General features: G+C 36.1%; 24 protein-coding genes. 16 read left to right on the top strand and 8 right to left on the bottom strand.

The genetic code is table 11. From position 1 onward, the window contains the following. Positions 1-118: 118 nt before the first annotated feature. A complete protein-coding gene (locus AB3H93_RS08460) occupies positions 119-784 on the bottom strand; it encodes a 5-bromo-4-chloroindolyl phosphate hydrolysis family protein (protein ID WP_010737126.1) in 666 nt (221 codons plus the stop codon). A 225-nt stretch (positions 785-1,009) separates the two neighbouring features. Here AB3H93_RS08460 and AB3H93_RS08455 point away from each other — a divergent pair, with 225 nt between their 5' ends. The 4 genes from AB3H93_RS08455 to AB3H93_RS08440 are packed head-to-tail and all read left to right on the top strand — an operon-like array spanning position 1,010 to position 3,139. Further along, positions 1,010-1,573, top strand: a complete 564-nt coding sequence (locus tag AB3H93_RS08455) for an NUDIX hydrolase (protein WP_368020435.1) — start codon at positions 1,010-1,012, stop codon at positions 1,571-1,573. Positions 1,574-1,585: 12 nt separating this feature from the next. Next, positions 1,586-1,870 carry a cell wall synthase accessory phosphoprotein MacP gene (gene macP / locus AB3H93_RS08450; protein ID WP_096708750.1) on the top strand — a complete coding sequence of 95 codons (285 nt, stop codon included), beginning with the start codon at positions 1,586-1,588 and terminating at the stop codon, positions 1,868-1,870. Positions 1,871-1,886: 16 nt separating this feature from the next. Then, positions 1,887-2,579: a 5'-methylthioadenosine/adenosylhomocysteine nucleosidase gene (locus AB3H93_RS08445; protein WP_368020434.1), complete on the top strand. Its 693-nt coding sequence runs from the start codon at positions 1,887-1,889 to the stop codon at positions 2,577-2,579. Between the two features lie 11 nt (positions 2,580-2,590). Continuing rightward, positions 2,591-3,139: a cysteine hydrolase family protein gene (locus tag AB3H93_RS08440; RefSeq protein ID WP_368020433.1), complete on the top strand. Its 549-nt coding sequence runs from the start codon at positions 2,591-2,593 to the stop codon at positions 3,137-3,139. Between the two features lie 260 nt (positions 3,140-3,399). Here AB3H93_RS08440 and AB3H93_RS08435 read toward each other — a convergent pair whose 3' ends face one another. From AB3H93_RS08435 to AB3H93_RS08420, 4 genes are all read right to left on the bottom strand, one after another. After that, the gene (locus tag AB3H93_RS08435; protein ID WP_010737130.1) at positions 3,400-3,984 is read right to left on the bottom strand and encodes a biotin transporter BioY; all 585 of its coding nucleotides are present in this window, start codon (positions 3,982-3,984) and stop codon (positions 3,400-3,402) included. Next, entirely contained in the window at positions 3,971-4,648 is a 678-nt protein-coding gene (bioD, locus tag AB3H93_RS08430) for a dethiobiotin synthase (RefSeq protein WP_034699883.1), read from the bottom strand. Before bioD ends, AB3H93_RS08435 begins: the two co-directional genes overlap by 14 nt. Next, positions 4,638-5,603, bottom strand: a complete 966-nt coding sequence (bioB, locus tag AB3H93_RS08425; RefSeq protein ID WP_368020432.1) for a biotin synthase BioB — start codon at positions 5,601-5,603, stop codon at positions 4,638-4,640. The genes bioD and bioB overlap by 11 nt, the downstream gene beginning before the upstream one ends. Before the next feature lie 961 nt (positions 5,604-6,564). Continuing rightward, positions 6,565-8,472 carry a M13 family metallopeptidase gene (locus AB3H93_RS08420; RefSeq protein ID WP_368020431.1) on the bottom strand — a complete coding sequence of 636 codons (1,908 nt, stop codon included), beginning with the start codon at positions 8,470-8,472 and terminating at the stop codon, positions 6,565-6,567. 179 nt (positions 8,473-8,651) lie between these two features. Between AB3H93_RS08420 and AB3H93_RS08415 the strand changes: the two genes are divergently transcribed. The 4 genes from AB3H93_RS08415 to AB3H93_RS08400 all read left to right on the top strand — a co-directional run bounded on the left by AB3H93_RS08415 (position 8,652) and on the right by AB3H93_RS08400 (position 12,280). Continuing rightward, positions 8,652-9,500: a dihydrolipoamide dehydrogenase gene (locus AB3H93_RS08415; protein WP_178305715.1), complete on the top strand. Its 849-nt coding sequence runs from the start codon at positions 8,652-8,654 to the stop codon at positions 9,498-9,500. 81 nt (positions 9,501-9,581) lie between these two features. Next, complete coding sequence (locus AB3H93_RS08410; RefSeq protein ID WP_010720818.1) at positions 9,582-10,556, top strand: ribose-phosphate diphosphokinase; 975 nt, start codon at positions 9,582-9,584, stop codon at positions 10,554-10,556. 176 nt (positions 10,557-10,732) lie between these two features. Next, positions 10,733-11,863, top strand: a complete 1,131-nt coding sequence (locus tag AB3H93_RS08405) for a cysteine desulfurase family protein (RefSeq protein ID WP_368020430.1) — start codon at positions 10,733-10,735, stop codon at positions 11,861-11,863. A gap of 75 nt (positions 11,864-11,938) precedes the next feature. Next, the gene (locus AB3H93_RS08400; RefSeq protein ID WP_010720816.1) at positions 11,939-12,280 is read left to right on the top strand and encodes a DUF1831 domain-containing protein; all 342 of its coding nucleotides are present in this window, start codon (positions 11,939-11,941) and stop codon (positions 12,278-12,280) included. Positions 12,281-12,404: 124 nt separating this feature from the next. Here AB3H93_RS08400 and AB3H93_RS08395 read toward each other — a convergent pair whose 3' ends face one another. After that, on the bottom strand, positions 12,405-13,181 hold the full coding sequence (locus tag AB3H93_RS08395) for a hypothetical protein (protein WP_010720815.1): 777 nt from the start codon (positions 13,179-13,181) through the stop codon (positions 12,405-12,407). Between the two features lie 95 nt (positions 13,182-13,276). After that, the gene (locus AB3H93_RS08390; RefSeq protein ID WP_368020429.1) at positions 13,277-17,137 is read right to left on the bottom strand and encodes a bacterial Ig-like domain-containing protein; all 3,861 of its coding nucleotides are present in this window, start codon (positions 17,135-17,137) and stop codon (positions 13,277-13,279) included. Between the two features lie 697 nt (positions 17,138-17,834). On the opposite strand from AB3H93_RS08390, the gene AB3H93_RS08385 reads away from it, so the two are divergent. Continuing rightward, a complete protein-coding gene (locus AB3H93_RS08385) occupies positions 17,835-18,446 on the top strand; it encodes a metallophosphoesterase (RefSeq protein ID WP_368020428.1) in 612 nt (203 codons plus the stop codon). A 161-nt stretch (positions 18,447-18,607) separates the two neighbouring features. Here the strand turns inward: AB3H93_RS08385 and AB3H93_RS08380 are convergent, their stop codons facing one another. Continuing rightward, positions 18,608-18,769, bottom strand: coding sequence for a hypothetical protein (locus tag AB3H93_RS08380; RefSeq protein ID WP_368020427.1), 162 nt, complete (start codon positions 18,767-18,769; stop codon positions 18,608-18,610). 471 nt (positions 18,770-19,240) lie between these two features. Between AB3H93_RS08380 and AB3H93_RS08375 the strand changes: the two genes are divergently transcribed. The 7 genes from AB3H93_RS08375 (at position 19,241) to AB3H93_RS08345 (ending at position 23,217) form a co-directional block, all read left to right on the top strand. Beyond that, complete coding sequence (locus AB3H93_RS08375) at positions 19,241-19,405, top strand: hypothetical protein (RefSeq protein WP_185068162.1); 165 nt, start codon at positions 19,241-19,243, stop codon at positions 19,403-19,405. 28 nt (positions 19,406-19,433) lie between these two features. Beyond that, entirely contained in the window at positions 19,434-20,066 is a 633-nt protein-coding gene (locus AB3H93_RS08370) for a hypothetical protein (protein ID WP_368020426.1), read from the top strand. Between the two features lie 179 nt (positions 20,067-20,245). Next, entirely contained in the window at positions 20,246-20,785 is a 540-nt protein-coding gene (locus tag AB3H93_RS08365; RefSeq protein ID WP_368020425.1) for a hypothetical protein, read from the top strand. A gap of 230 nt (positions 20,786-21,015) precedes the next feature. Next, the gene (locus AB3H93_RS08360) at positions 21,016-21,795 is read left to right on the top strand and encodes a hypothetical protein (protein WP_368020424.1); all 780 of its coding nucleotides are present in this window, start codon (positions 21,016-21,018) and stop codon (positions 21,793-21,795) included. Positions 21,796-21,893: 98 nt separating this feature from the next. Further along, complete coding sequence (locus tag AB3H93_RS08355) at positions 21,894-22,178, top strand: hypothetical protein (RefSeq protein WP_368020423.1); 285 nt, start codon at positions 21,894-21,896, stop codon at positions 22,176-22,178. A 38-nt stretch (positions 22,179-22,216) separates the two neighbouring features. Then, entirely contained in the window at positions 22,217-22,495 is a 279-nt protein-coding gene (locus tag AB3H93_RS08350; protein WP_081128482.1) for a hypothetical protein, read from the top strand. 110 nt (positions 22,496-22,605) lie between these two features. Further along, positions 22,606-23,217, top strand: a complete 612-nt coding sequence (locus AB3H93_RS08345) for a hypothetical protein (protein WP_368020422.1) — start codon at positions 22,606-22,608, stop codon at positions 23,215-23,217. Positions 23,218-24,359: the final 1,142 nt, after the last annotated feature.

The following is a 24,359-nucleotide window of genomic DNA, read 5'->3' as shown; positions in this document are numbered from 1 at the left end:
TTTTTGTAAAAAAACAGTTGTTCATCTTATTCATCTATTATAAAGGATAAACAAAAGAAAGGATAAGCAAAAGGAGTGTCTAAGAAACAAAACACTCCTTTATGATTCTATTAACCGATCATTGAGATTGATTGTTATCATCAGATAGATTCTCTCGTTTTAAGCTTTGTTTCGCAACTGATATTTCTACATCTAGATCATCTAAATCTTCAGAGACAAATTGTTGATAGTCTTGAGCAATCAGATGTGCTAGTTGATCAATGATTTGTGAACTTTCTTCGAGCTTTTCATAAGTCTGTTTGTTTTTGATTTCATGGTCGTTGATCTCAATATATTTATTGGTCAAATCGACTAAGTTTGGTAAGTGAGTATAAAGAAATTGACTTGCTTCGTGTAATCGGTTGGGCTCTTTCACCAATGCTTTGAAGAGTGCTTTGGCCGCCTTCACTGTATCGTGACGAAGATCGACAGCTTTTAGTTTGGCTGTTTGTTGCATGTTTTGTTGCAATTGTTCAATTTCGACTTTCGTTTGATTCATTGTCTGTCTAAAGAAAGTAATCTCACTAGGTGTCATCCCGCTTTTTGTATAATGTGATTCAAGTTCATCAGATAAATCGGGCATTTCATTTTTTGCTGATTTTTTCTTGCCAGAGCCAAAGATTCCCCAAATCACTAAAGCTGCGCCGATAATCAAAATGACTGTTACTAAAGAAAAGTGACCTTGACGAATCAAAAGAAACACCAACAATAGACCTAAGATCCATCGCCAATTTAATTTTCGCATAATAAGCCCTCCATATATATTCCATCCATTTTAAGTAATGAAGCGTTGTTCTCATTTCCACCCTTATTTTAGCACACTCAACCTAAGAAAGAGTATGGGACTAAAGGAGGATTTTGTAGATTTAGAGAATTTCTAAGGTTTAGTTATGGTAAACTAAAAGAAAACTCTAGAAAAATTGAAAAGTAAACGAAAAGCGGGTATTATTACAAAGAAAGTGGGAGAAAGATGCTTGAATATGAGCAATTTGAAGAAAAAACGATCGAACGAAAAGAAATCTATCACGGAGCGATCATCGATGTTGCAGTAGATGACGTCCGCCTGCCAGATGGAAAACTTGCCAAACGTGAATTAGTGTTTCATCCGGGTGGTGTAGGGATCATCGCATTTGATGATCAGAATCGTTTATTATTAGTGAAACAGTTTCGGAAACCATTAGAAAAAGTGATTTTGGAGATCCCTGCTGGGAAAATCGATCCAGAAGAAAGCCAAACACCGGAACGTACCGCTGCAAGAGAACTGGAAGAAGAGACTGGGTATCGGGCAGGAAAGCTCAAACAAGTTTCATCTATGTATCTTTCACCAGGATTTGCAAATGAGATCATGCATATTTATCATGCGATTGATTTACAGAAAGTAGAGAATCCGTTGGCTCAAGATGAAGATGAGGTGCTTGAATTATATGCACTGACTTTCGCAGAAGCTAAACAAGCAATAGATGATCAACTTATCTGTGATGCGAAAACCATGTATGCGATCCAATATTGGGAGCTATTGATTAAAGGAAAGTAGAGGGATCGGCTGATGGCCAAAGGACCGCTGATTACGAGAAGTGAATTACGTAAACGACAGCAGACGCAAGCCCAAGAGTCATTAAAACGGCAAAGAAAAGAAGAGGCTGCTTATCAGCAAGAAGAAAAGAAAATTGCTAGTTTTTATCGAAAGGAACAAAAACGGAACAAACCTATCACAAAAACAAGAATCGGTGAACGTGAAAAAACGACGAAGTGGAATTCATTTTTGATGAAATCCTTGATTATTGTTATTCTATTATTGTGTGTCGTATTTTTTGCGGTCGCATTTATTTAGAAAGAAGGAAAAAGCTATGAAAATCGGTATTATCGGTGCAATGGAAGAAGAAATCAAAATTTTAAGAGAAAAGCTAAGTGAACCCTTGTCATGGGAACGAGCAGGAGCATTGTTCATTTCAGGCTCTTTAGGAAGACATGAAGTAATTGTGGTTCGTTCAGGGATCGGTAAAGTTTTGGCATCAGTCACTACTAGTTTATTGATCCAACAATATGGTGTAAATATGGTCATCAATACAGGTTCAGCGGGTGGTATCGGACAAGGGCTACAAGTAGGCGATATCGTAATCTCTGATAAAGTAGCTTATTTCGATGCAGATGCAACCGGATTTGGCTATAAGCCAGGACAAATACCAGGGATGCCGCTTTATTATGAAGCAAGTACGTATCTTCGCACAGAGATGGCAAGAGCAGCCAAAGCGATAGATCTGAATGTGAAAGAAGGCTTGATCGTTACTGGAGATACGTTTGTTGATTCTTCCAAAAAAGTAGAAGAGATTTTAACAAACTTTCCAGATGCGTTGGCTTGTGAAATGGAAGGAGCGGCTGTTGGACAAACGGCTCGTCAGTTCAATATTCCTTTCTTGATCGTTCGTGCGATGAGTGATACTGCTGATCATGCAGCGACACAAACCTTTGATGAGTTTATTGAAGATGCAGGGAAACGTTCTGCTGAGATGGTAATCGAATTTGTCAAACATCTTGTATAAGGAGCCCATTAATGAAAGCATTGATCTCGATTGATTACACGTATGATTTTGTGGCAGATGCCGGGAAATTAACGACAGGTAAAGCTGGGCAAGTGATTGAACAAGCAGTGACGACTCACACGAAAAAGTTTATCGAAGAGGGAGACTTTGTGGTGTTTGCGATTGATGCGCATGACCCATCGGATAACTTCCATCCTGAAAATAAACTATTTCCTCCGCATAACGTGATTGGCACCAATGGTCGTGCCCTTTATGGTTCGCTACAAGCTGTTTACGAAAACGCCCAAGAACAAGCCAATGTCTATTGGATTGATAAGCGGCATTACTCTGCTTTTAGTGGAACAGATCTAGATATTCGGCTCCGTGAGCGGGGGATCACTGAACTCTATTTGACTGGCGTATGTACGGACATTTGTGTGTTGCACACAGCTGTTGATGCATATAATTTAGGCTATCAACTGTTTATTTTTGAAGATGCTGTAGCTAGCTTTGATCCAGTCGGTCATGACTGGGCACTACGTCATTTTGAAACAGTCCTCGGGGCAACGTTGATCAAGTAAATATATAATAAGCTTGTTAATGATTTGTGGGCCTAACTGGTTCATGAAGTAACCAGATCGTTCTGTTGTACATTCTGTCGTATGATAGAGTAAGTCAATACGGAAAAATAAACCGAAGGGGGACTGGGACAAAGTTGTCTCAACCTCTTCTTCGGTTTATTTTCTTTCATAATTTTGTAAGATTTTTTAAGTCAATCAATCAGTATCCATTTTAAGCCGATGGTTCGATTCTTTTCCAATCGCTGAAATAGCGGCTTTTATTAGGAGATAAAGAGTTGGTTTGCTAGTTTGTGCTTATGAATGAGTGGCAATAACTTATAGGTAAGCAAACTAGCTACGAACACAAGTAAGATATCGCAACTTAAATCAATCAATGTGGAAACTGCTAGCACACTGTAAAGAACATTCGTTTCTTTAAGGTAAAAGAATAAAATCAAGCATTTATACAACAGACCGATTAAATAGAGATAAAGTAATCCTGAATAGTTAATGATCAGGATTTTTTTTAATGGGAGCCATTTTCTGCGCCAGAACAATTTTGACAGTGTAGCTTGAATCAGTGGGAAAGTTGCAAAAGATAGTAGAAAGCCAAAACTAGGTTTAAAAATATAAAAAATACCTCCGCCACTAGCGAAAATCGGTAATCCAATGAGCCCTAGGATCAAATAACTGAATGTGACAATGAGCCCGTATTTTGTTCCTAATAAAGGATAAATCAGATAAATCGTTATAATTTGTAAAGATAAATAATCGAATAGTGGTAACGGAATCACTAGTTTTGCTGTGATGATCAATAATGCCATCATCATCGCCATCATGGTGATATCTCGCCTATTTGTATACATTTAAATGCCACTCCTTACTAAGTTCTCTTTTTTTTGTTCTCGATTTTAACCAATGAGTTAAATCCTCTAAATAGGGTAATTTGCCAATTTGTGTGATTCCTGTCTTATCTGTCATCCATTGGCTTAAATCTTCCATGTCATTCTTTTCATTTGCTTTACTTGAATTAAAAACCAGACCTGCTATTGGAATGTTTTCGCTTTGTAATAAACTAGTCGTTAGCAACGTATGATTGATTGCACCTAAATAATTATCCGAAACGAGAATAACCGGTAATTGCAAAAGTTTGATCATGTCTAACATGGTTTGCGAGTCATTAATGGGAGAAAGCAGACCCCCTGCTAATTCAAAAATCGTGGGTCGATTTTTTTTCAAGACAACATTTGCTTTTTCCTTCAAGACAAGTAGATCGATCCATTGATGCTCTTTTCTGCTAGCGATATGTGGAGAAGCTTCTAATGACATTGAATAGAAATGAACAATATTTTGTTTCTCAATATGGCATGCTTGATAAAAATCTGTATCAGGAAACGGTCCTGTTTGGATCGGTTTCACGAGTAACGGTTCCTGATTTGTCAGATCACGTAAATATTCATAGAGTAAGACACTGATCACTGATTTTCCACAATCGGTATGAATCCCGCATATAATATAATTATTCTTCATCACAGACACCAGCCACAACTAAACCTAAACGATCAAGCATTTTTTGATCTTCAGAAATAGGTGCTCCTTTCTCTGTCAAATAGTTGCCTAAAAAAATAGAATCCACGATCAATAAAGCAAATGGCTGGAGTTCTCCTAAATGAAACTCTCTTCCGGCACTTACCCTAAGTTCTGTAGTAGGGAATAGTAACCTCAGCATGGTTAAGATTTTTAAACATTTCATAGGGGTTAATTCATTGTGTTCCTCAAACATTGTTCCAGCAATTGGAAGTAAAAAATTGACTGGAACGGAATAAGGCTCTTGATCTTTTAAGTCAAAAGCCAGATCGACTAATTGTTCATCTGTTTCTCCCATGCCACAAATAAAACCAGAGCAAATATTCATTTTGTGCTGACGAAGTTTGTTTAATGTTTCTAACCGATCATCATAGGAATGGGTTGTTGTGATGTTTGGGTAATTATCTCGACTAGTATTAAGATTATGATTCAACCGATCTACTCCACACGATTTTAAATAATCAATTTGTTCCTCAGTAACTAAGCCAATGGATAAACAAATCTCAATCGACATTATGCTTTTGATCGTTTGAATTGCCTCACCTAAAATGTGGATTTCTTTTTTTGATGGGCGTGTTCCGCTTAACGCAATGCAAAACACACTGGAATGATTCTTTTTAGCAATCAACGCTTTACGAATGATTTCTTTTTTGGGTAATAATCCATATGTTTCAATCGTTGCAGAACTTTTTTTTGATTGCGCACAATAACCACAATCTTCTCTACACAAGCCGCTCTTAGCATTCAGCAATGTATTCAGACGGATGATATTTTGTGATTTGTTTGTTTTGAGCTGAAGGGCTTGTGCATAATACCCCCATAAATTAGTTTTGTCTTTTAGTATCTCCAGACATGTTGTTTTTGTTAGCGGAACACAAGGTTCGAATAGATTTTCCATAAAAACACCTCTTTACTTTCGTTAACTAATTTTATTACAAAGGTTAACGAAAATAAAGAGGTAAATGAAATGATGCAGTTTTATGACTATTTATGGTCGGAAAGGGTAGATAACAGTAGAGAACAGTGAAGGAAGATGGAAGGATTTATTTTTCTTTATTAAGTGGAGTTGGTTTGTGGGTAGTCAAAATGAGCTTGGTAGAAAAGTAAATGATAATATTAAGAGAGGTTGAGACAAAAGTGTTCAGCATCAAGAAATAAGAAGGAATTTCCGAAAATTGACAAGAAACACAAAAACTAGTTTTTGATGTTGATTGTTACCTACTTGGTGCTTCTCAAATTTTTGGTAAATTTCGGCAAATTTTCCGTAGATGCTACTTTTGTCTCACCGTGAACAAGAGGTCGTGAAAAGAGTGTTTTGACCTGAGCGCTCACCAAGTAAAAACTGCGACGAGTAATCGCAGGAGCATTAAGGATGGAAATCTCGAAACAGCTTCCCATGTTTTGAGATTTTTTGACTTATCGCCGAAGGTCAGCTCTTTGAACACCGTGAATCAGAGGTCGTGAAAACATCGGGTAGCTCTGATGACAATAAGAAAGAATTTTTTGAAACAGCTCCTCATGTTTTGAAAAATTCAGGCTTATTTCAAGGAGCTGATGTTTGAACACCGTTTAGCAAGAGGCTGTGAAAGAAGCGTTTAGCTCCGAGCGAATAAGAGAGGATTTTTTAAAATAGCTCCTCATATTTTAGAAAATCATCGCTTATTGTTGAGGAGTTGCTTCTTGAACGCCGTTTATCCGTTTTTAGAGATACTAGAAAAGACTGAGACAACTTTTGTCTCAGTCCCTCGTAAAGAGAAAAATAGTGTTCAAACAACCGCTCCTTGAAATAAGTCAATTTTTTTATATGAGAGGTTGTTTCAAAAAATTTTCTTATGCCATTGGAGCGTTTTTTAACTGTATTACCAGATATGCACTCGTTTTTCAGGTGGAAGATACATCGCGTCTTTTTCAGTGATCGCAAATGTTTCATAAAATTCCATCAAGTTTTGGGGTTGGATATTGGCACGTAATTTAGCAGGGGCATGAACGTCGATTTGTAACAACAATTGTTGGTATTCTTTTTTTGCTTTTGTCCGCCAAATCGTCGCCCAGCTGACGAAAAAGTCTGCTAGTGAGTGATCTGCTTCGTTTTTTGCTGCTTCTAAAGCACAACTTAGACCGCCCGCATCTGCGATATTTTCTGAAACAGTAAGCTTACCATTAACAGTACCATCAGCAAATGATAAGCCATCAAATTCTTCGATCATTGCTTGGGCTTTTTCTTGGAAGTGCGCTAGATCTTCTTCCGTCCACCAGTTATTTAAATTACCATATTCATCGAATAAGGCACCATTATTATCGAAGGCATGAGAGATTTCATGGGCGATGACAGCGCCGATCCCACCGTAGTTTGCTGAACTTGATTGTTCTAAACTATAAAATGGTGCTTGTAAAATAGCAGCTGGAAAAACAATGACATTTCTGAAAGGGTGGTAATAGGCGTTGACTGTATCAGCACTCATTTCCCATTCCGTCCGATCAACAGGTTGATTCCAGCGACCAAAACGTTCTTTCAATTCGATTTTGCTGAAGGCTAAAGCGTTGGAAAGCAAGGTTCCGCCTTCTTCTTGTGTCACTGTGTGGTACTTCGTATATAACGCAGGGATTTGGTCTGGATAGCCGACCTGAACTCCTAGTTTATCTAATTTGATGATCGCTTTTTTTCGAGTAGTATCGCTTAACCAGTTGTTTTTTTCTAAACGATCTTTATAGACAGAGATCATTTTTTCGATCATATGCTCAACATCTTTTTTGGCCGCTTCACCAAAGTATTTTTTGCCATAATAATCGCCAACGACTTGGTCAAATTGACCTGAAGCTAAGTAATAGGCAGCTTTTTTCTGCGGCATGGCTTCATCTGTGCCTGAGAGTGTCCGTGAGAAGATTCCGCTGATTTGTCTAAAGTCTTCTGATAGATAACTACTCAACGAACGAATCGTTCGGACGATCATCCAGCTTTTGATCAATTGAAAATGTTCTGTGGTTAGTAGTTCGCCTAACTGTTCAAAATAAACAGGATCCGTCACGATTACTTTATCCGGTGTGGTACCAATCAATCCCACTGTCAACTTTTCCAGATCCAGTTTATCGGTATAGTGGATGAAGGTGTCAAATGACCGGGGATTGTACATTTTGCTGTAATCCGCTTTTTCTTCCGCACTTTTAACATGAGGCGCAACCAATCGATCAAATTGGATAGCTTGTTCAACGATTGCCTCTGCTTGGCTTTTTTCTTTTCCGGTTAATTCAACGAGTTGGACCATCATATCAAAGAAAACGCCTAATAGTTGCGCACCATTTGGATGTTCTGCAGTATAGTAAGTTTTGTCAGGTAAAAATAATGAAGGGGGATAAGCAAATAATGCGTTTGTTTGTGCATTTTTCATATCCGCATCGACATCTAAGCTAAATGGTAAAGGTAAACTATCCAATGTCCAAGTAGGAAATTGTTGGTTCAAGTCTTCAAAAGATTCGATTTTTTCAATTCGTTCAATTAAAGGAAGCAACGGTTTAGCAGCTAACTGGTTTCTTCGATCATAATCATTAGCTAATTGATAAAAATGAAGAAAGTGACGCATCATATCTGATTGGACTTTATCAGGTTCAGCCAGCATATGATCAACATCTGTCATCAAAAGATCATCGATACCGTCAACTAAGTCCTGGAAACCGCCAGTGGCTGGTTTATCAGCGGGGATCATGGCTGTTTTTAGCCATTCTTCATTCACAGCTTCAAAAAAGTCTTGCTTTATAAGTTCTTTGTTCATTCGGTTATCGCTCCTTTTTATCTAATGTTCCTATTATCATATAAAAACAGCGAATAAACAAATAGAAAGAGGAAAGAAGCACTTGTTGGGGTCTTGCCGTAGTCACAGCAGAACTAGTCTATCTGATTTGTTTTTCTCCTTATTTCACTTATAATAAAAAAGACGGAGGTGATTCGTTCTTGAAAACTGTATTTGAACAATCAATCGAATGGAATCTAGATGGTATCAAGAAACGGTTAAGCGCTGTGGAACAGTTGGCGATGAAGGATGAAGAAAAGAGTTACGCTTTAATTTTTGAAGATGGTAGTTATGTCATCCTAGATCAAAACAAACAACCAATAGAATACGGTCCTGCGAGCCACTCCTACCCAGATGCAAGAAAAGCTTATCAACTCGTACCGATGACTGAAGCAGAAGTCACCAATATTTCTCGTTGGCTTGCAGATAATCGTGAAAAAGCTTTGATTGCGCCAAAGGAAAACGGACAAGAACTTTTGGATTGTTGGGTGGGATTGCCTGAACAACGGTTTTTAAACTATAAAAATTGGCGGACACCGTCTGGCTATCTTTGTGGGACCTATGCTGCAACTGTCCTTATTGCTTATTACCAAGATTTTCAAAACGAATTGTTTTTCTCTCCAACGTTACGTGAAAAAGGAACGAAAGACCATGCGCAACTAAGTGAAGCATTACGCCAAGCGATCCAGCCGCTAGGACTTCCGACGGTTCCCGGTCAAGTCAGTCATGGTATCACGAAGTTTTTAAAACATACAGGAAATCGAGTGTCTGCTAGAAGTACGATGCTTGGTTCTTGGCAGCGAGCGACTAAACGGATTCGCCAAGGAAAACCTGTGATCTTAGGGGTGTTGAAAGTATTAGGGAGCACCTATGGCAATCATTGGGTCACTGCATATGCATATTATCAATCCTCTTCTGGAGAACGCTTTTACAAAGTTCATGACAACTGGGGCAACACGGATCAATTGATTCCTGCTAGTTGGTGTAATGGAACTGTTTCGCTGCCTTAAAAATTATTTACAGAAATTACCAGAAAAACTGGAAAAAATATGTTAAACTATCGAAGAAGAGAGAACAATAGGGAGGACAACATGAGTAAAAAGTATCAGGATGACACATTGAAAATCTTTAGCTTGAATGGAAATCGACCACTGGCAGAAAAAATTGCCAAGGTGTTTGGAACGGAGCTAGGAAAAAGTGTCGTAAAACAATTTAGTGATGGAGAGATCTCGATCAATATCGAAGAAAGTATTCGTGGGGATCATGTTTATATCGTGCAATCAACCAATCAGCCAGTTAATGATTATTATATGGAATTATTGATCATGATCGATGCGATGAAACGTGCCAGTGCAAAAACAATCAATGTTGTGTTACCTTATTACGGTTATGCCAGACAAGACCGTACAGCAAAACCACATGAACCGATCACAGCTAAATTGATTGCTAATTTGATCCAAGAAGCTGGCGCAACTCGTGTGCTGACATTGGATTTGCATACAGTTCAAGTCCAAGGATTCTTTGATATCCCTGTAGATAACTTATTCACAATGCCATTGTTTGCTCACTATTACCGAGAACTTGGTTTAACAGGTGACGATATTGTTGTCGTTTCACCAAAAAATAGTGGTGTCCAACGTGCAAGAAGTCTTTCTGAATATTTGAATAGTACATTGGCGATCGTGGATCACGCCGATGATGCAGATGAAAATAGTGGATATGTGATTGGTGATGTCCAAGGAAAAACATGTATCATGGTCGATGACATCTTGAATACTGGTGCAACGCTTGCTCGAGCTGCTAATGTTTTGAAAGAAAACGGAGCAAAAGAGGTTTATGCTTGTGCTTCACACGGCTTGTTGTCTGTTCCTGCAAAACAAATTTTAGATGATGCACCGATTAAAGATATCTGCATCACTGATTCTGTATTTACTCAAGAAGAACGTCATCCTAACAATTTAACGATTGTTACTTGTTCAGAGTTGATGGGAGAAGCGGTTAAACGAATTCATGAAAATACACCAATGAGTCCATTGTTCCGTCTAGAAGAAAAAGTATTTGATTAATCATTTTTTGTTATGTGATGAAATAAAATTCGTTCGACAATCGTGGTAGCACGAATTGTGGAACGAATTTTTTTCTAAAAGTTGGGAAACTATCCTGGTTTAGCGATTGTTTCTTTGGTAACTTGCTTATTTTATGCTAGAATGTGCCTAGTTCTATTTGGAAGGGATGAAAGAAGTTGGAAAAAATCTATTTGGATCATGCAGCGACGACGCCCATGCATCCCTACGTCATTCAAGAAATGACCACAATGATGCAAGAAACCTTTGGGAATCCTTCGAGTATCCATGGCTTCGGCCGAATTGCCCATGAAAAGTTAGAAACAGCAAGACAACTTATTGCTGATAGTTTAAAAGTCAATGATCATGAAATCATTTTTAATAGTGGAGGGACAGAAGGCGATAATACAGCGATCCTTGAAACGGCTTTTTCACGAAAAAAAGACGGGAATCATTTGATCACTACCGCTATCGAACATCCTGCTGTCTTGAATACAATGAAATATCTGGAAACACAAGGCTTTGAAGTCACGTATTTACCAGTAGATGAAAAAGGCAATATTTCACTAACTGACTTTGATGAAGCATTAAGTGATGAAACGATTTTAGTCTCGATCATGTTTGGGAATAATGAAATCGGGAATTTGATGCCAATCAAAGAAATCGGCGAACGGTTGCGGGAACATCCTGCTTATTTTCATACCGATGCAGTTCAAGCTTATGGGAATCAGACGATTCATCCAAGGGAGTTAGGTGTGGATTTACTTAGCATCTCTGCCCATAAAATCAATGGACCAAAAGGCGTAGGATTTTTATATAAAAAAGATGGCATAAATATTCCTTCACTACTTTTAGGTGGAGAACAGGAAGAGAAGCGGCGAGCAGGTACTGAAAATCTCGCAGGTATCTGGGGAATGGCGCAAGCGGTCAAGCTTCTAACCGCTGAAGAACGTGAAGCTCGAAGTGAAAAATATGCTGGATTCCAAGAATTGATTTTGAATACCTTGAAAAAAGAAGGAATTTCTTATCAAGTCAATGGTGATTTAAACAACAAATTACCACATGTGTTAAACCTTCGATTACCTGGTGTTGCGAATGACTTACTTTTGATGAAGTTGGATCTTAATGGGATTGCGATATCTACTGGGTCAGCATGTACAGCTGGTAATATCGAACCTTCGCATGTGCTGGAGGCAATGTATGGGAAAGATACACCAATCCTTAAAGAATCCATACGAATCAGTTTTGGTTACGGCAATATCAAAGAAGAAGTCCAACGTTTTCTTGATGTATTGATCCAATCAATCTAAGTTGGAAAAAACCTAGTAAATGATGCAAGAAACTTTTATAATAAAAGTAGAAATCAATTTACCGAGGTGAAAATCATGGCATTTGAAAAAACAGCCACAGTTTTAGGAGCAAAAACAAGTTATCGTTTACATCCAGATGCAAAACGCTACACTTTGAGAGACAATGGATTTACCGAAACAAATGGCGGCAACTATCAGTTGATCCGTCCGCTAGATGCAACCCCACAAAGCAAAGAAGGGTTTAAACTAAAAATCACTGTTTCAAAGGATATCCAAACACTAAAAATGTCTATTACGACAGCTAACGGATTGAAAGCAGTCAATATTTTTAAAGACGACCGACAAAAAATGAGTCAAGATAAATTTTATTTTTTGATGGATGGTATGATCAGCCGAGGATTATTTGAAAAAGTCTAAGGAAGTCGAACGTATCTATCATTGTTGCCAGTAAAAAAAGCAAAGAGAACAGCTAGTAAAGCTGATTTCTTTGCTTTTTTACTATCTATTGAAACGGGACAATCGCTAGAGAATAACCATTCCTCTATTCTACTTTTGTCCACTCATCTAAGGATTTACCATTTTCATCAATGATTTCTAACCAGCTGTTTGTTCCACCGAAGTAGAGTAACAGACTTGCTTCATTGACGCTTTTGACGATAATATCTTTGCTCGTTTTATTTCCTACAATGCTATCTTTATAATCATCACGTAATTTATCCCCATATTTTGCCGCATAACTGACGGAACCGTCTTTATTTAAAGGAGCTTCCGCTAATAGTATAGCCCCCTTTTTGATCAACAGTTCATTTCGACTGATCCAATAAAGTGTTGCCTGACTGTTTCTAAAATTAACGGTAAAAGGGATCTCACTAACTTCCTTTGTCCAACGATGTCTTGCTTTTGCCGGCTTTTTCTTTTGAGGACTGCTTTTTTCTAAAGAGTAACCAAATACTGCTAAGATTTTTGTGATTTCTTCGACTGGTTCCGCTAACTTTTTGACTTGTACTTGAGGGATCGTTTCTTTTGCGGAATCATCGATTTCTACTGTCAATCCCGTTGATTCTGCCTGTTCTTGAAGTAGGTAGCTTAGATGACTGGCTTCAAGATCCCAAGGAAGTTGAACCAATACGATGTGATCCCAACTTTTAGGTACCACGGTTTGACCGATTGCGATACATTGTTTGTTTTTGAAAAATAGATAAAGTGAATGATCAGGTAGAGCTGGTTTTTCTTTTGTGATAGTCATCTTCCCATGTTCATTTGGTAACGTAATCTCGATTGCTGAAGGAGTCAGAGTAGTATGAAAGCTGATAGGCATAATCAATACCTCCTGTTTTTCCTTAAGTTTACCATGATTCACACGCGCTGTCGGTTTTGACTAACTAATAATGAAGTTTGGATTCCTTTGCTTGTTTACTTTTCTTTCACAGTAACTGTAAAAGTAGAATCCGTTCTTTTGACGAGCCCTTTAAAGGTGTAAGTCAATTGATAGACGCCTGGTTTGCTTGTATCGATTTTAGCGCCATTCGTTGTGATGCGTCCATTTGAGTAAGGAACTGATTTCCCGTCTTCATCTGTCGCGCTCACAAAAGCATCTTGTTTATTCCATTTTTCGCCTACGAATACGACATTATCTTTTGTAACGATAGAAGACAAGTCTTCTTTAATCGTGATTTGCTGTCGGGTACTGTATTTCCAATTATTTGTTGCATCATAATAAGCGATTCTAATCGTGTGTGTCCCAGGTTTAGACGTATCAAGCTCTTTTGTTTTGATTTCATCAATATAGTATTCTTCCACATCTTTTGCTTCAAGCTTTTGTCCATCTTTATCTGTCACGTTTTTAAATGGAGAATTTGGATCGAATGTTTGACCTGTGTATAGTGTCACATCTTTTAAGTCCAAGGTCGTTTGGTCTTCTACTACTGTGATTATCGCTGTATCTTTGAACGTTTTTGATTTTCCTTGCAACGAATAGATGACTTCATAAACGCCTGGTTTAGCAGTGTTAGCGGCTCTGCTTATGAAAATTCTTTCATCATCTGCAGGAATTTCATTTCCGTCAGCATCGGTAGCGTATAGAAGATTATCTGCTTTAGTCCATTGTTGTAAAGTGTAGAGACGACTGTCTTTTGTTTTAATCGAAGTCAAGTCTTCCTTGACTGTAACATTTGTGGTAGAAGTTACAGTTTTACCTTTATCAGTAAATTGATAGACAATGGTGTAGTCACCCGGTTTGTGAGTATCGACTGTGCCGTTTACTGAAATCCTAGGGTCATCGAAAGAAACAGTTTTTCCATCCGCATCAGTAGCAGAAAGGAAATTGACTTTTTTAGTCCAAGCTTCCCCAACGTATAAGACAGTATCTTTCGTATGGATGGAAGTTTTATTTTCTTTGACCGTAACTGAAAAAGGAGAATCCGTATTTTTGGCAATTCCTTTAAATGTGTAGGTTAAGTCATAAATACCTGGCTTATTTGTATCAACACTAGCATTGTTCGTTACAATCCGCTCGTCTTCAAAGGAAATCTCATTTCCATCTTCATCCGTTGCGTGAACGAAATTATCTTCTTGGTGCCATTTTTGTCCCTGATATAAGATACTATTTTTAGTTTGGATAGAGGAGTTGTCTTCTTTGACCGTAACTGTAAAAGTGGAATCCGTTCTTTTGGCAATTCCTTTAAACGTATAAGTTAACTCATAAACTCCAGGCTTGCTGGTATCAATACGAGCTCCATTTGTTGTGATACGCCCATCTTTGAATGGGATATCTTTACCATCTTCATCTGTTGCGTGAACGAAATTATCTTCTTTACGCCATTCTTGCCCCTGATATAAGATACTGTTTTTGGTTTGGATAGAGGAACGATCAACTGAGTCTACACTGATCTGTATTCCCGCATGGATCGGATTACCTTGACTATCTATAGGAACGATAACAAAGTGATGCGACATGCCTAAAGTTAAATTGACTAGAGAAGACGTTACTGACCCAGCGACAGATGTCATGCCACCGAATAGCCAACCTCCGCCACCAGAAAACCAACCAAAGATATTAAAACCTGATACGTTGAGTCCGCCGAAAAGGCCAGACCAATTAAGTGTTGCTTGAGAAGATGTGATATTTTCTGCTCTATCTTCATTTTGCTTTTCATCATGCTTATCCTCTGTTCGAATGATAACTTGATTACTTTGTTCTGACTCATTTCCAGCTTCATCAATAGCAGTCATATAGTAGGTGTAAGATTGCCCTTTTTCAACGGTGAAATCTGTATAGTAATTGGTGCCTTCGGGAACAATAAAAAATGTTTCATTTGTTGTTAAGAAAGACGGAGTATATTCGACTAGTAATGAAGAGGAGTGTCTTCGGTATAACCGTACTTCTTTTACTTTTTGATTATCTGTTGGAGGAGGCCAGCTAAACCTTGCGGCACTGCTTACTAAAGGTTGCCCTGTTAAAGGTCCAGTTAGTTTTGGTGGTTCAACGTCACGTGTTGTTACTTTTAGTATAGAACTTTTTTCAGATTCATTCCACGCATCATCAACTGCGACAACATAAAACTCATATTCTTTTGCTTGTTCAAGATCATCAAATGTTACTTTTAAATTTTGTGAGTGTTTTCCAGGATCAGGATAGGAAAGATCATTTGCATCTTTTGGAGCAAGTACAGTTTTAGTAAGTTCTCCATTTTTATAGATCTGATACTTTTCAACACCAGTATTATCTGTAGAATGATCAAAGGTTAAAGTGGCAGAATTACCACCGACTTCGATTGTTTTTAAATGATTAGGCGCTGATGGTGGTGCTTCATCAAATAAAATATCTAACATTCGATTTGTTTTCGGAACTTCCTGTTTAAAACGATTACTTATTTCCTTGTCAGGATTGAACTTTGCTGCGAAAGCTTCACAAATAAATTCTTCCCAATTACTTTTTGCATAAGAACTATTTAACAATGCTACTAATTCATTTATTTCAGCTTCTTTCAGCTGTTTTATTTTAGTCTCAAAAGCAATGGGATCATCTTTGAAAAGTTCTTTATGTTTAAATCTATCTTTTAAATCAATAAGGTAATGAAAAATTTCGTGTATGACTGTAGATGATAAGGTTTTATTTACATCTAGTTGAGGTAAGTTATCGGTTGGTTCGTAATGAGAAAAAGTAATCACGCTGTCACTGTCACTAAAATAACCTTTATCGTCGTCCCATGATTGTGTAAGTCCCAAATGTTTTAGGTCATAGTTCTGTTCAAAAACTTGTTGCCATTGTTCCGCTGGATAGTACTGGTTTAACTTCTCTAATGCTTCTGTATGAACGAATAAACCATTTGTAAAATGAAGTTTTTCCTTTTCTAGTAAATTCTCAGTAAGAATATGATTCGAGCTTAAAGAATCCAAGGTGTGTGAAATGACGCGAATGCTGTTTGTAAGGACGAGTCCGGCATTTAAGCCTAGTGGAGTCAACTTAACAAGGTTAGAAGGAGTATTGTAAAGCGATTTCATTTCGTGGTTCAATTTATTTTCTAACTCGGTTGTCTCATGTTCAAGTTCACTTCGATCGACCAACAGTGCATTGATGGTGATAGTCTTATCTTTTTGATTAAAATTGGACAGGGTATAATGCAAAGTGCTTTCTCTTGGTAATACGTATTTTGAGTCTAAGAGCGTTCCAACCCTCATCATCTTCGTTCCTTTAGGTACAGTAATTTTCATCTGGATATACTCATTATTTTCAAGATTCAGTTTATTTTTAGTCAAACTGCCCAGAAGGTAACCATGGTCAATACCATAACGGCTATTTTTTAACATGGATTGATAGATTTTATCGGGATTGCTAATAAAATACTCTGAATTGATTCCGAAATCATCCGGTGTAAAGTTTGCGTATAAATTAATATCTTCTGATGCTTGTGTGAGAAACAGATCGTCAAGAAGTTTTATATTTTGCTGTGGTTGGTAGTACTCAGATCTGTTCAGGTATTTTATTCGTAATTTTTTGTTGATACCGGTTATAAATTTAATGTCTTCATTAAAAACTGTTGGAAAATGACGATTGCTCCAAGCTAATGCTGCTTTAGAATCATTAGCTAAATTTAACGCATCTACTTTGGTTTCTAGATTGTTCGAGTCTTTGACTTCTTGAAGTGTCTGTTTGTTGTTTTGGGTATATGAAATAAGCGGTAGAGTGACTTCATTCATCTCGTGTGTAATGACGGAGCTGGCAGGATTCAATAGCATCGTAAGCGGCAGTAAAGATAAGAGTAACTTTTTCATGAATTTTCCTCCTTATACTCAATTAAGTATTATTTATTTTTATTCTTTGATCATTGATACCTTATAAAAAACATACTCTAGTCCTAAAAACAGAAAGTAAACATGGTACCTTCGCTTGGATTTTGGTTGAAAAATGGTGTTGTCTAAAAAAGAAATAAGCGTTTAATACTAAACTTGCAAGGACAATAGGGAAAGATTTTATAAGGTTATCGCACTAAACATTCAAGAGCACCCCTCCTTTGGTATTTCAACAATATAATAACATACAAAAATGATTTAATTACTTATATTTTATAGTTACAAATGTTTTTTATTCTGTCGGTTGTTATGCATAACAAGAATAAATAAATAGTTAGATCGAACATAGTTATATCAAAATTTAAGGTTTTTAAAAGGCGTTTTTGAATGTATTGTGATTGTGACATTGTTTTTTGACAATAATTAACAATGGCTTTTATATAGAGCGATTATTATATTTATTTGTTATTTTATAAATATTTAAAAATAACTTTTATATAATTAGGTTTTGATGGTGAAATAATATTCGTTTTGAAAAAATGTGGAGGGGGAAGTGGAAATACGGTAAGAGACATCGTTTAGTTTGGCATGATTTGAGAGAGACTGTGGGAATCTAAACAGTTGTAACTTTGTCTTAGATTGTTTACCCTAAAAGAAAAGGAAGTAAGAAGGGGTCAATATGAATTTTTTTATTAGTGATATGCACTTTTTTCATAAAAACTTATTAGGCAATAATGATTTTGCCCCTCGTTTATTTGCTAGTGTGGAGGAAATGAATCAGCAGCTAATAGATAGTTGGAATAAAGTTGTCAAAGAAACCGATCACGTGTATCACTTAGGCGATCTGGCGATGCACCCACAATATGAAAAAGGTAGCCAAGACATACTGGAGCTGGTGCAACAACTCAATGGGACAATCCATTTAATCAAGGGAAATCATGACAGTCGTGCTTTTTTCAGGTATTTAGAAAAACATGATCCAGGAAACAAGGTTGGTTCAAAAAAGTTTTATTTTTATGATGTCGGAACCATCATCAAATTCAATCATCAGCAATATTATTTGACTCATTATCCGATGTTGTTGGGATCAAACGATAGTATCCGTAATCTTCACGGACATATCCATCATTATAGTGTACCGATCGGTAATGATGTGAATGTCGGTGTAGATGCGCCAGAAAGAGAACTATTGAAAGTGCAACAACCCTTTGGCACACCGTTGTCAGAAGATGACATTGAAGAAATTTACGAAGCTAAACAACAAGAATTAGCACGTCTTCAACAAAAATAAGGACGTAAAACATTTCTGCTAGTCTAGAAAAAATAATCCTCTTAAGTTCGCTATTAAAGCGAACTTAAGAGGCTTTTTAAATTCTGTTGGAGTTACTTCTATCGTTCGAATGTAACGAAAGTTTTTTTCTTTGCCGTTAATCAGATATCGTAATTTGGCTTTTATTCAAAAGTTTGATCAAAGGGAGCATATTCATTTTTGGAAAAATAATTGTATTGAGTCAGCTGATCATTAGTCGTTGTATCTACATGGTCATTAGTGACAGAGACAGCAAACAAAAGTGTCCATAAAAAGGTGACAATAAAAAAGAATTTAAATTTCACGGGTATTCCTCCTAAGTTTTATGATAAAATAATAACATATAAAAAATAATCAAGCATCTATAAACACTTGTTGATTATGTTTTTTATTGACGTGAAATACGAGACATAACAGCTAGAATGGAATAAATTAAAATAAGATTGTAAGCGTTGTTATTTTGTTTTTTATGATAAATACAGAGTGTTTTTGTTGTTTTTTTAGCTTTTATTTAGGGTTTTATAGAAGGGGTAATAAAAAAGAATGTAACCTAGTTAATGTGTATAATGATTATTTGTTATTAAATTTTAGGTTTTATTTAATTTAAGATAACATTTTTTAAAAAATAAGTTTAACCTTTTTGCTGAATCTAGATTTTGTAATCGATTATTTCTAGAAAAAATGGTAAAAGGGTAGTTTTTTTTAAAATAAATACTTGATTGTTTTCTTCACAGATTATGACAATCTGTTCATTAATATAAAAGGAGAAGATGAGAATGAAGGCTTATCTAGTTGGTTTGGTGCTATCCATGGCGGTGTCTCTTAGGTGTGTGACAGCGCTTTACATGTATTATCTTGTTCTTAAAACTTTGGTTCCGTTCTTTCTTATCATGGTGTCAGGATTGATCGGTCTATTTTTTGCTACATTTTTAAAAAATTAGTTAGGAAAATAAAAAAGGAGTGGTGCAAATGTTATCGCTAAATAATAAGACGTGTACGAAAGTTTCAAGAAATTTCTTAATCGGTAGTTTTTTCTTAATGATGTTGATGATTGTTGGTTTGTTTGGTAAAGTTTATGGATTTATTCCGTTAAGTGATCTTCCAGAAGGAAGTCTGATGATTTTCTATTATCTTAGCTGTTTGCTCAGTGGGCTCAGTTTGATTTTTTCTACAGGTACGCATTCAAAAATTTTAAAACGGACAGCTGCGATTGTCCATTTTAGTAGTGTTTATTGGTTTTCTCTCTTTATTTTCGGTTTTCTTTTTGTTGAAGTATTCCATGTACTTTTTTTAATCGTTCTTTATTTGTTCCTAGCTATCGTTTTACTGACAGCAAGCAAGCAGAAATGGCTAGCGATCACTTTCTTCGGGATACCGATGATTATTTCAATTGGCTTTTTTATCAAGCTCAATTACGAACTAATCCTTTATGGGGGGGAATGGTCATGGGACGCCATTGTATACATAGTCATTCTTCATTTATCAGGTTTAAGTGGTCTGATTCTTTCAACGCAACTCGATAAGGGAAAAGCCAAGTGGATACTTTTGGGTATTAATTATTTATTTGCAACTTATTACCATATCTACATCTTTCTTCAGTGAGACGTCTTACATACATATTGAGTATTAGAAAGGGAAGTGGCTTGCTATAATATAAAAAGGTTTTTTGTTAGAAAGGAGTAGTGTAAATGTTGCCGTTATCAAGTAAGGTATGTACCAAGTTTACAGTGATTTTCTTAATCTGTAGTATTTCCTCCATTTTTTTACTAGTAGTGAGTAGGATGGCAGGGGAGCATGGATTTGCTCCATTTAGTCATTATCAAGAAGTAAGTGGCTTTTTTTTCTATTATCTTTGCTGTTTATTTAGTGGCATCAGTTTGATTTTTTCGACCGGTGTACGTTCAAAAGAGTTAAAATGGTTGATTAGAATTAGTCATTTTAGTTGTGTTTATTTCATTGGTCTATTTTGGATAGGTTTAATGATCATTCAAGGTTTCATTTTTATCCTTGCGATAATGGCCTATTTATTCGTGTCCATCCGGTTATTGAAAACAAAAAGTCAGAAACGAGTAGCAATCGTTTGCTTGGGGATACCGATGTTGTTTTCAATAGGGCTCTTTCTCAAAATCAATTACGAGCTACTAACTTCTGGAGCTAGCTGGGAATGGACTGGTTATGTGATTCTACTGAGTTTGTCTGGATTAATTGGACTCATTCTCTCAGTAAACATCAATAACGAGAACAGAAAAGTCAAATGGATACTCTTAGGGTTGAATTATATTTTTGCAATGTATTTCCATATCTTCACCTTTCTTCAGTGAGACGTCTTACATACATATCGAGTACTGGAAAGGGAAGTGGCTTGCTAGAATATAAAAAGGTTTTTTGTTAGAAAGGAGTAGTGTGGATGTTGTCGCTAACAAGTAAGACCTGTACGAAGTATTCCATGATTTTCTTCGTCTGTAGCATTTTTCTAGGTACATTATTGGTAATGAGGGGCTCTGTTGGGATAATTGTGAAATCTTTTCACAACCTTTCAGAAGTAAGTTTAGTGTTAATCTATTGTCTTTGCTTTTTACTCAGTGGACTTAGTTTGTTGTTTTCTACCGGAGTGTATGCCACCCCTTTAAAAAAATGGACAGCTATCGTTCATTTTGGCTGTCTTTATTGGGTTTTATATATTTTTACCGGTTTTATTGGCATTCAAAGATATGATTTAATTGCCTATTTGCTACTAACAATTTGGCTACTGAAAAAAAAGGATCAGAAACGCGAGGCGATCATTTGTTTGGGATTGCCAATGGCTTTGTCAGTCGGACTTTTTATAGAGATCAATCTAGTGTTCATCTATTATCTTTGTTGTTTACTCAGTGGACTCAGTTTGCTTTTTTCTACTGGTGTGCATTCAAAACTTTTAAAAAGATGGGCAGCTTTCATTCATTTTGCTTGTATTTTTGGAGTTGTATTTATTTTTATCGGCTTTGTTAGTATTGCAAGATTTGATTGGTTTATTGCGCTAATTGCTTATTTTCTACTATCTATCTGGTTACTGAAAACAAAAGATCAGAAACGAGTAGCGATCATTTGTTTAGGATTACCAATGATCTTGTCAGCTGGCTTTTTTATCAGGGTCCACTACAGTTACCTTACCTCTGGGGATTATTTGCGTACGCTTGGATTTTTGATTTTACTAAGTTTGTCTGGGGTGGTTGGTCTTATTCTTGCGGCGAACCTCAAGAACGAGAATAGAAAAGTCAAGTGGGTTCTCTTAGGGAGCAATTATTTTTTTGCAACCTATTTCCATATCGTCGTTTGGATTTTTGGTCTATAACTATCAGGTATTTGACAAAGGCAAGTGTTTAGGAGAGATGAGTATTCTTATTAAAAATACTAAAAAATGTGTTTGAAGAATGAAAAGGAGAGAAGAAAATGATCCCATTAAAAAGTAAAACCTGTACCATCATTTCATTTGTTTTGTTAGCGTTATCTTTTAGTGTTGCTTATGTTGGCTATGTCCAAACAGATGAGCTTAAGTTTCTATTGTTAGTGAGGATTACGTGTTGGTTATTAGGTGGCGTTAGCCTTTTCTTTGCTACCAAGATCAAATCTAATTATCTAAAAATAGTAGTGATCCTTCTAAATTTTATCAGTCTCTATAATTGGCTGTATAGCTGGCTTGATAATTGGTTTGATATTTGGCGAAGATTTAATTGAATCGGTTTGGCATTTTTAAAATTATTGAGGGAGAAAAGATGAAAAAAATAGTTGACCATAAAGGGCTATGTCTTGCTATGATTCTATCGATTAGTTGTTTCCTAACGCTGTACTATATTTATGATTTTTACTTAGATATCGAAGGGTTATTTTTAGAATTATTGATGATTATTCTTGGTATTACAGGAATTTACTTATCAATGAAGATCCGACAGACACGTTGGCGATGGTTCTTATTAGGGATCAATTATTTTTTGGCTACCCACTTGCAAATACTTGTCGTTTTCAATACCTTTGTGAAATTTTTTTGGCAATGAGCGTAAAAATAAGAGTAAACGAACTTAAATGAGTAAGAACCAAGCAATGAACGGTGAGAGAAATGTTTCTATTGAAATTAGATCCAGTCTATAAAAAAGGAGCTGTGTGGATGATTTCAAAAAATAGTAAAACCTGTACGATTGTTTCGTTGGGGTTGTTAGGTAGTTGTATCGCTTTAGGTGTTGTGCCATTCGTTATAAAGGAACAAGCAGCGTGGTTGCTCTTATCCTATTATTCTTGTTGCGTGTTGAGTGGAGTCAGCTTGATTTTTTCGAGAGGTAGCCGGTCTAAGTTCTTAAGAGGATTCGTCGTGATTGTCCATTTTCTTTGTGTCCATGGACTTGCCATTTTTATCGTTTTAGGACTTTTTATTTTTGAACCCTCTGGTTGGTTAATAATTATGGTAGGATTGTGCTATTTATTTGTATCAACGATGCTATTTTTTAGTTCACAAAAAAAATGGGGAAAAATGGTTATAGTTAGTTTACCATTGCTATTTTCACTTGCCTGTTTTATTTGGGGGAATTACTTATTAGCTGGACATTTTTCTTGGGTGATAATTGGGGCGTTGATTTTACTGACTTACTTTGGCTTGATTGGACTTATTCTTTCCGCACAACTCGAGGATGGAAAAATTAAGTGGGTATTACTAGGGATCAATTACTTCTTTGCTACTTATTTTCACGTGGTTCTTTTGATTAACGAAATTTCTTGGCTATAAAGAATAAGTTAAGAGTGGGGGAAAAGCAAAAAATTAATTGGCTAACAGGTAGTAATTAGTTCTTCACCACCTACTTTAAGCAATTTATTTATTAATAGAAGGCTATATTTTTTAGGAATATCCCTTGGTTTTATTATGCTTATTGTACAAGATACAACGTTGATTTTCTTATGCGATCGATTGTTTCTTGTTGGAGATGCAGTAGAGGGAGCTTGCTTTTTTTGAAAGTATTGCTTCTCAAGGATTAAAAAGATTAGTGATTATACTTAATCTTATTTGTATCTATGGTTGGATTTGGCTTTATTGTCATAGCGGATGAAAGGAGGGAAAAAGTGAATAAAAAATTTTATTTAATATGTCTAGGTTTGTCTATGTTTTGGTCAATTAGTAGCTTAGTATGTGTGCATTTTTATTATGGAGTAAATAGCCCCCAAGGACTGTTTTTAATCATGAGTATGATTATACCTGGAATAATTGGGCTCTACTGCTCCACCAAGGTTAGCCATCAAAAAATAAGAGGGATCTTACTTTTTACCAACTATCTATTTTTTACATATTTCAATTTTATGCAACTTAGGGAAATTATAGGTTATTTACTTAACTTTTTACAAAACAAATAAACAAAAAACATCACTTTTATTTCAAAGGAGAAAAAAGATGCCGTCATTAAAATTAAAAAAAGCTACAATGCTAACATCGTTTTTGTTACTTAGTCCGATTGTTTTGACTAGTTTGTACTTCATTCCACGTATCAACAACTATCATTACGTCTTTTTTATATTCGTGATGATGAGTTGTTGGATCATCGGAGGGGTTAACTTGTTTTTATCCACAAAAATTGAATCCAAATTCTTAAAAAGAATCATTATTTTCCTTAACCTAATCTGTATTTTGGGCTGGCTTTTTTTTGGGGGGTGAAAAAAATGATACAAATTGAAAAGAAGAAAAATCATTTTATTTAACGTATCAGGTATATCTTTTAACAAAGATGGTGCTATTAATCCTCAATTATTTGTTTGCTACTTATATTCTTTCCTTACGCTTATTTTCTTCATGTGGATAGTCTTTAACTATGATCAATCGTCTGAACAAAAGCAAATGATAGAAAGACGATTCCAATTTTCTTTTTTTAAAAGTGATTA

It is taken from the genome of Enterococcus sp. C74 (genome assembly GCF_040887125.1).
Taxonomy (GTDB): domain Bacteria; phylum Bacillota; class Bacilli; order Lactobacillales; family Enterococcaceae; genus Enterococcus_B; species Enterococcus_B hirae.
The sequence above is the reverse complement of the archived record's forward strand: the minus strand, read 5'-3'. Positions and strand labels throughout refer to the sequence as shown.

Coding starts and splice junctions, on each gene's coding strand:
- AB3H93_RS08460 (WP_010737126.1), bottom strand. CDS start 784: ATGCGAAAATTAAATTGGCGATGGATCTTAGGTCTATTGTTGGTGTTT.
- AB3H93_RS08455 (WP_368020435.1), top strand. CDS start 1,010: ATGCTTGAATATGAGCAATTTGAAGAAAAAACGATCGAACGAAAAGAA.
- macP (WP_096708750.1), top strand. CDS start 1,586: ATGGCCAAAGGACCGCTGATTACGAGAAGTGAATTACGTAAACGACAG.
- AB3H93_RS08445 (WP_368020434.1), top strand. CDS start 1,887: ATGAAAATCGGTATTATCGGTGCAATGGAAGAAGAAATCAAAATTTTA.
- AB3H93_RS08440 (WP_368020433.1), top strand. CDS start 2,591: ATGAAAGCATTGATCTCGATTGATTACACGTATGATTTTGTGGCAGAT.
- AB3H93_RS08435 (WP_010737130.1), bottom strand. CDS start 3,984: ATGTATACAAATAGGCGAGATATCACCATGATGGCGATGATGATGGCA.
- bioD (WP_034699883.1), bottom strand. CDS start 4,648: ATGAAGAATAATTATATTATATGCGGGATTCATACCGATTGTGGAAAA.
- bioB (WP_368020432.1), bottom strand. CDS start 5,603: ATGGAAAATCTATTCGAACCTTGTGTTCCGCTAACAAAAACAACATGT.
- AB3H93_RS08420 (WP_368020431.1), bottom strand. CDS start 8,472: ATGAACAAAGAACTTATAAAGCAAGACTTTTTTGAAGCTGTGAATGAA.
- AB3H93_RS08410 (WP_010720818.1), top strand. CDS start 9,582: ATGAGTAAAAAGTATCAGGATGACACATTGAAAATCTTTAGCTTGAAT.
- AB3H93_RS08400 (WP_010720816.1), top strand. CDS start 11,939: ATGGCATTTGAAAAAACAGCCACAGTTTTAGGAGCAAAAACAAGTTAT.
- AB3H93_RS08395 (WP_010720815.1), bottom strand. CDS start 13,181: ATGCCTATCAGCTTTCATACTACTCTGACTCCTTCAGCAATCGAGATT.
- AB3H93_RS08390 (WP_368020429.1), bottom strand. CDS start 17,137: ATGAAAAAGTTACTCTTATCTTTACTGCCGCTTACGATGCTATTGAAT.
- AB3H93_RS08385 (WP_368020428.1), top strand. CDS start 17,835: ATGAATTTTTTTATTAGTGATATGCACTTTTTTCATAAAAACTTATTA.
- AB3H93_RS08375 (WP_185068162.1), top strand. CDS start 19,241: ATGAAGGCTTATCTAGTTGGTTTGGTGCTATCCATGGCGGTGTCTCTT.
- AB3H93_RS08370 (WP_368020426.1), top strand. CDS start 19,434: ATGTTATCGCTAAATAATAAGACGTGTACGAAAGTTTCAAGAAATTTC.
- AB3H93_RS08365 (WP_368020425.1), top strand. CDS start 20,246: ATGGCAGGGGAGCATGGATTTGCTCCATTTAGTCATTATCAAGAAGTA.
- AB3H93_RS08355 (WP_368020423.1), top strand. CDS start 21,894: ATGATCCCATTAAAAAGTAAAACCTGTACCATCATTTCATTTGTTTTG.
- AB3H93_RS08350 (WP_081128482.1), top strand. CDS start 22,217: ATGAAAAAAATAGTTGACCATAAAGGGCTATGTCTTGCTATGATTCTA.
- AB3H93_RS08345 (WP_368020422.1), top strand. CDS start 22,606: ATGATTTCAAAAAATAGTAAAACCTGTACGATTGTTTCGTTGGGGTTG.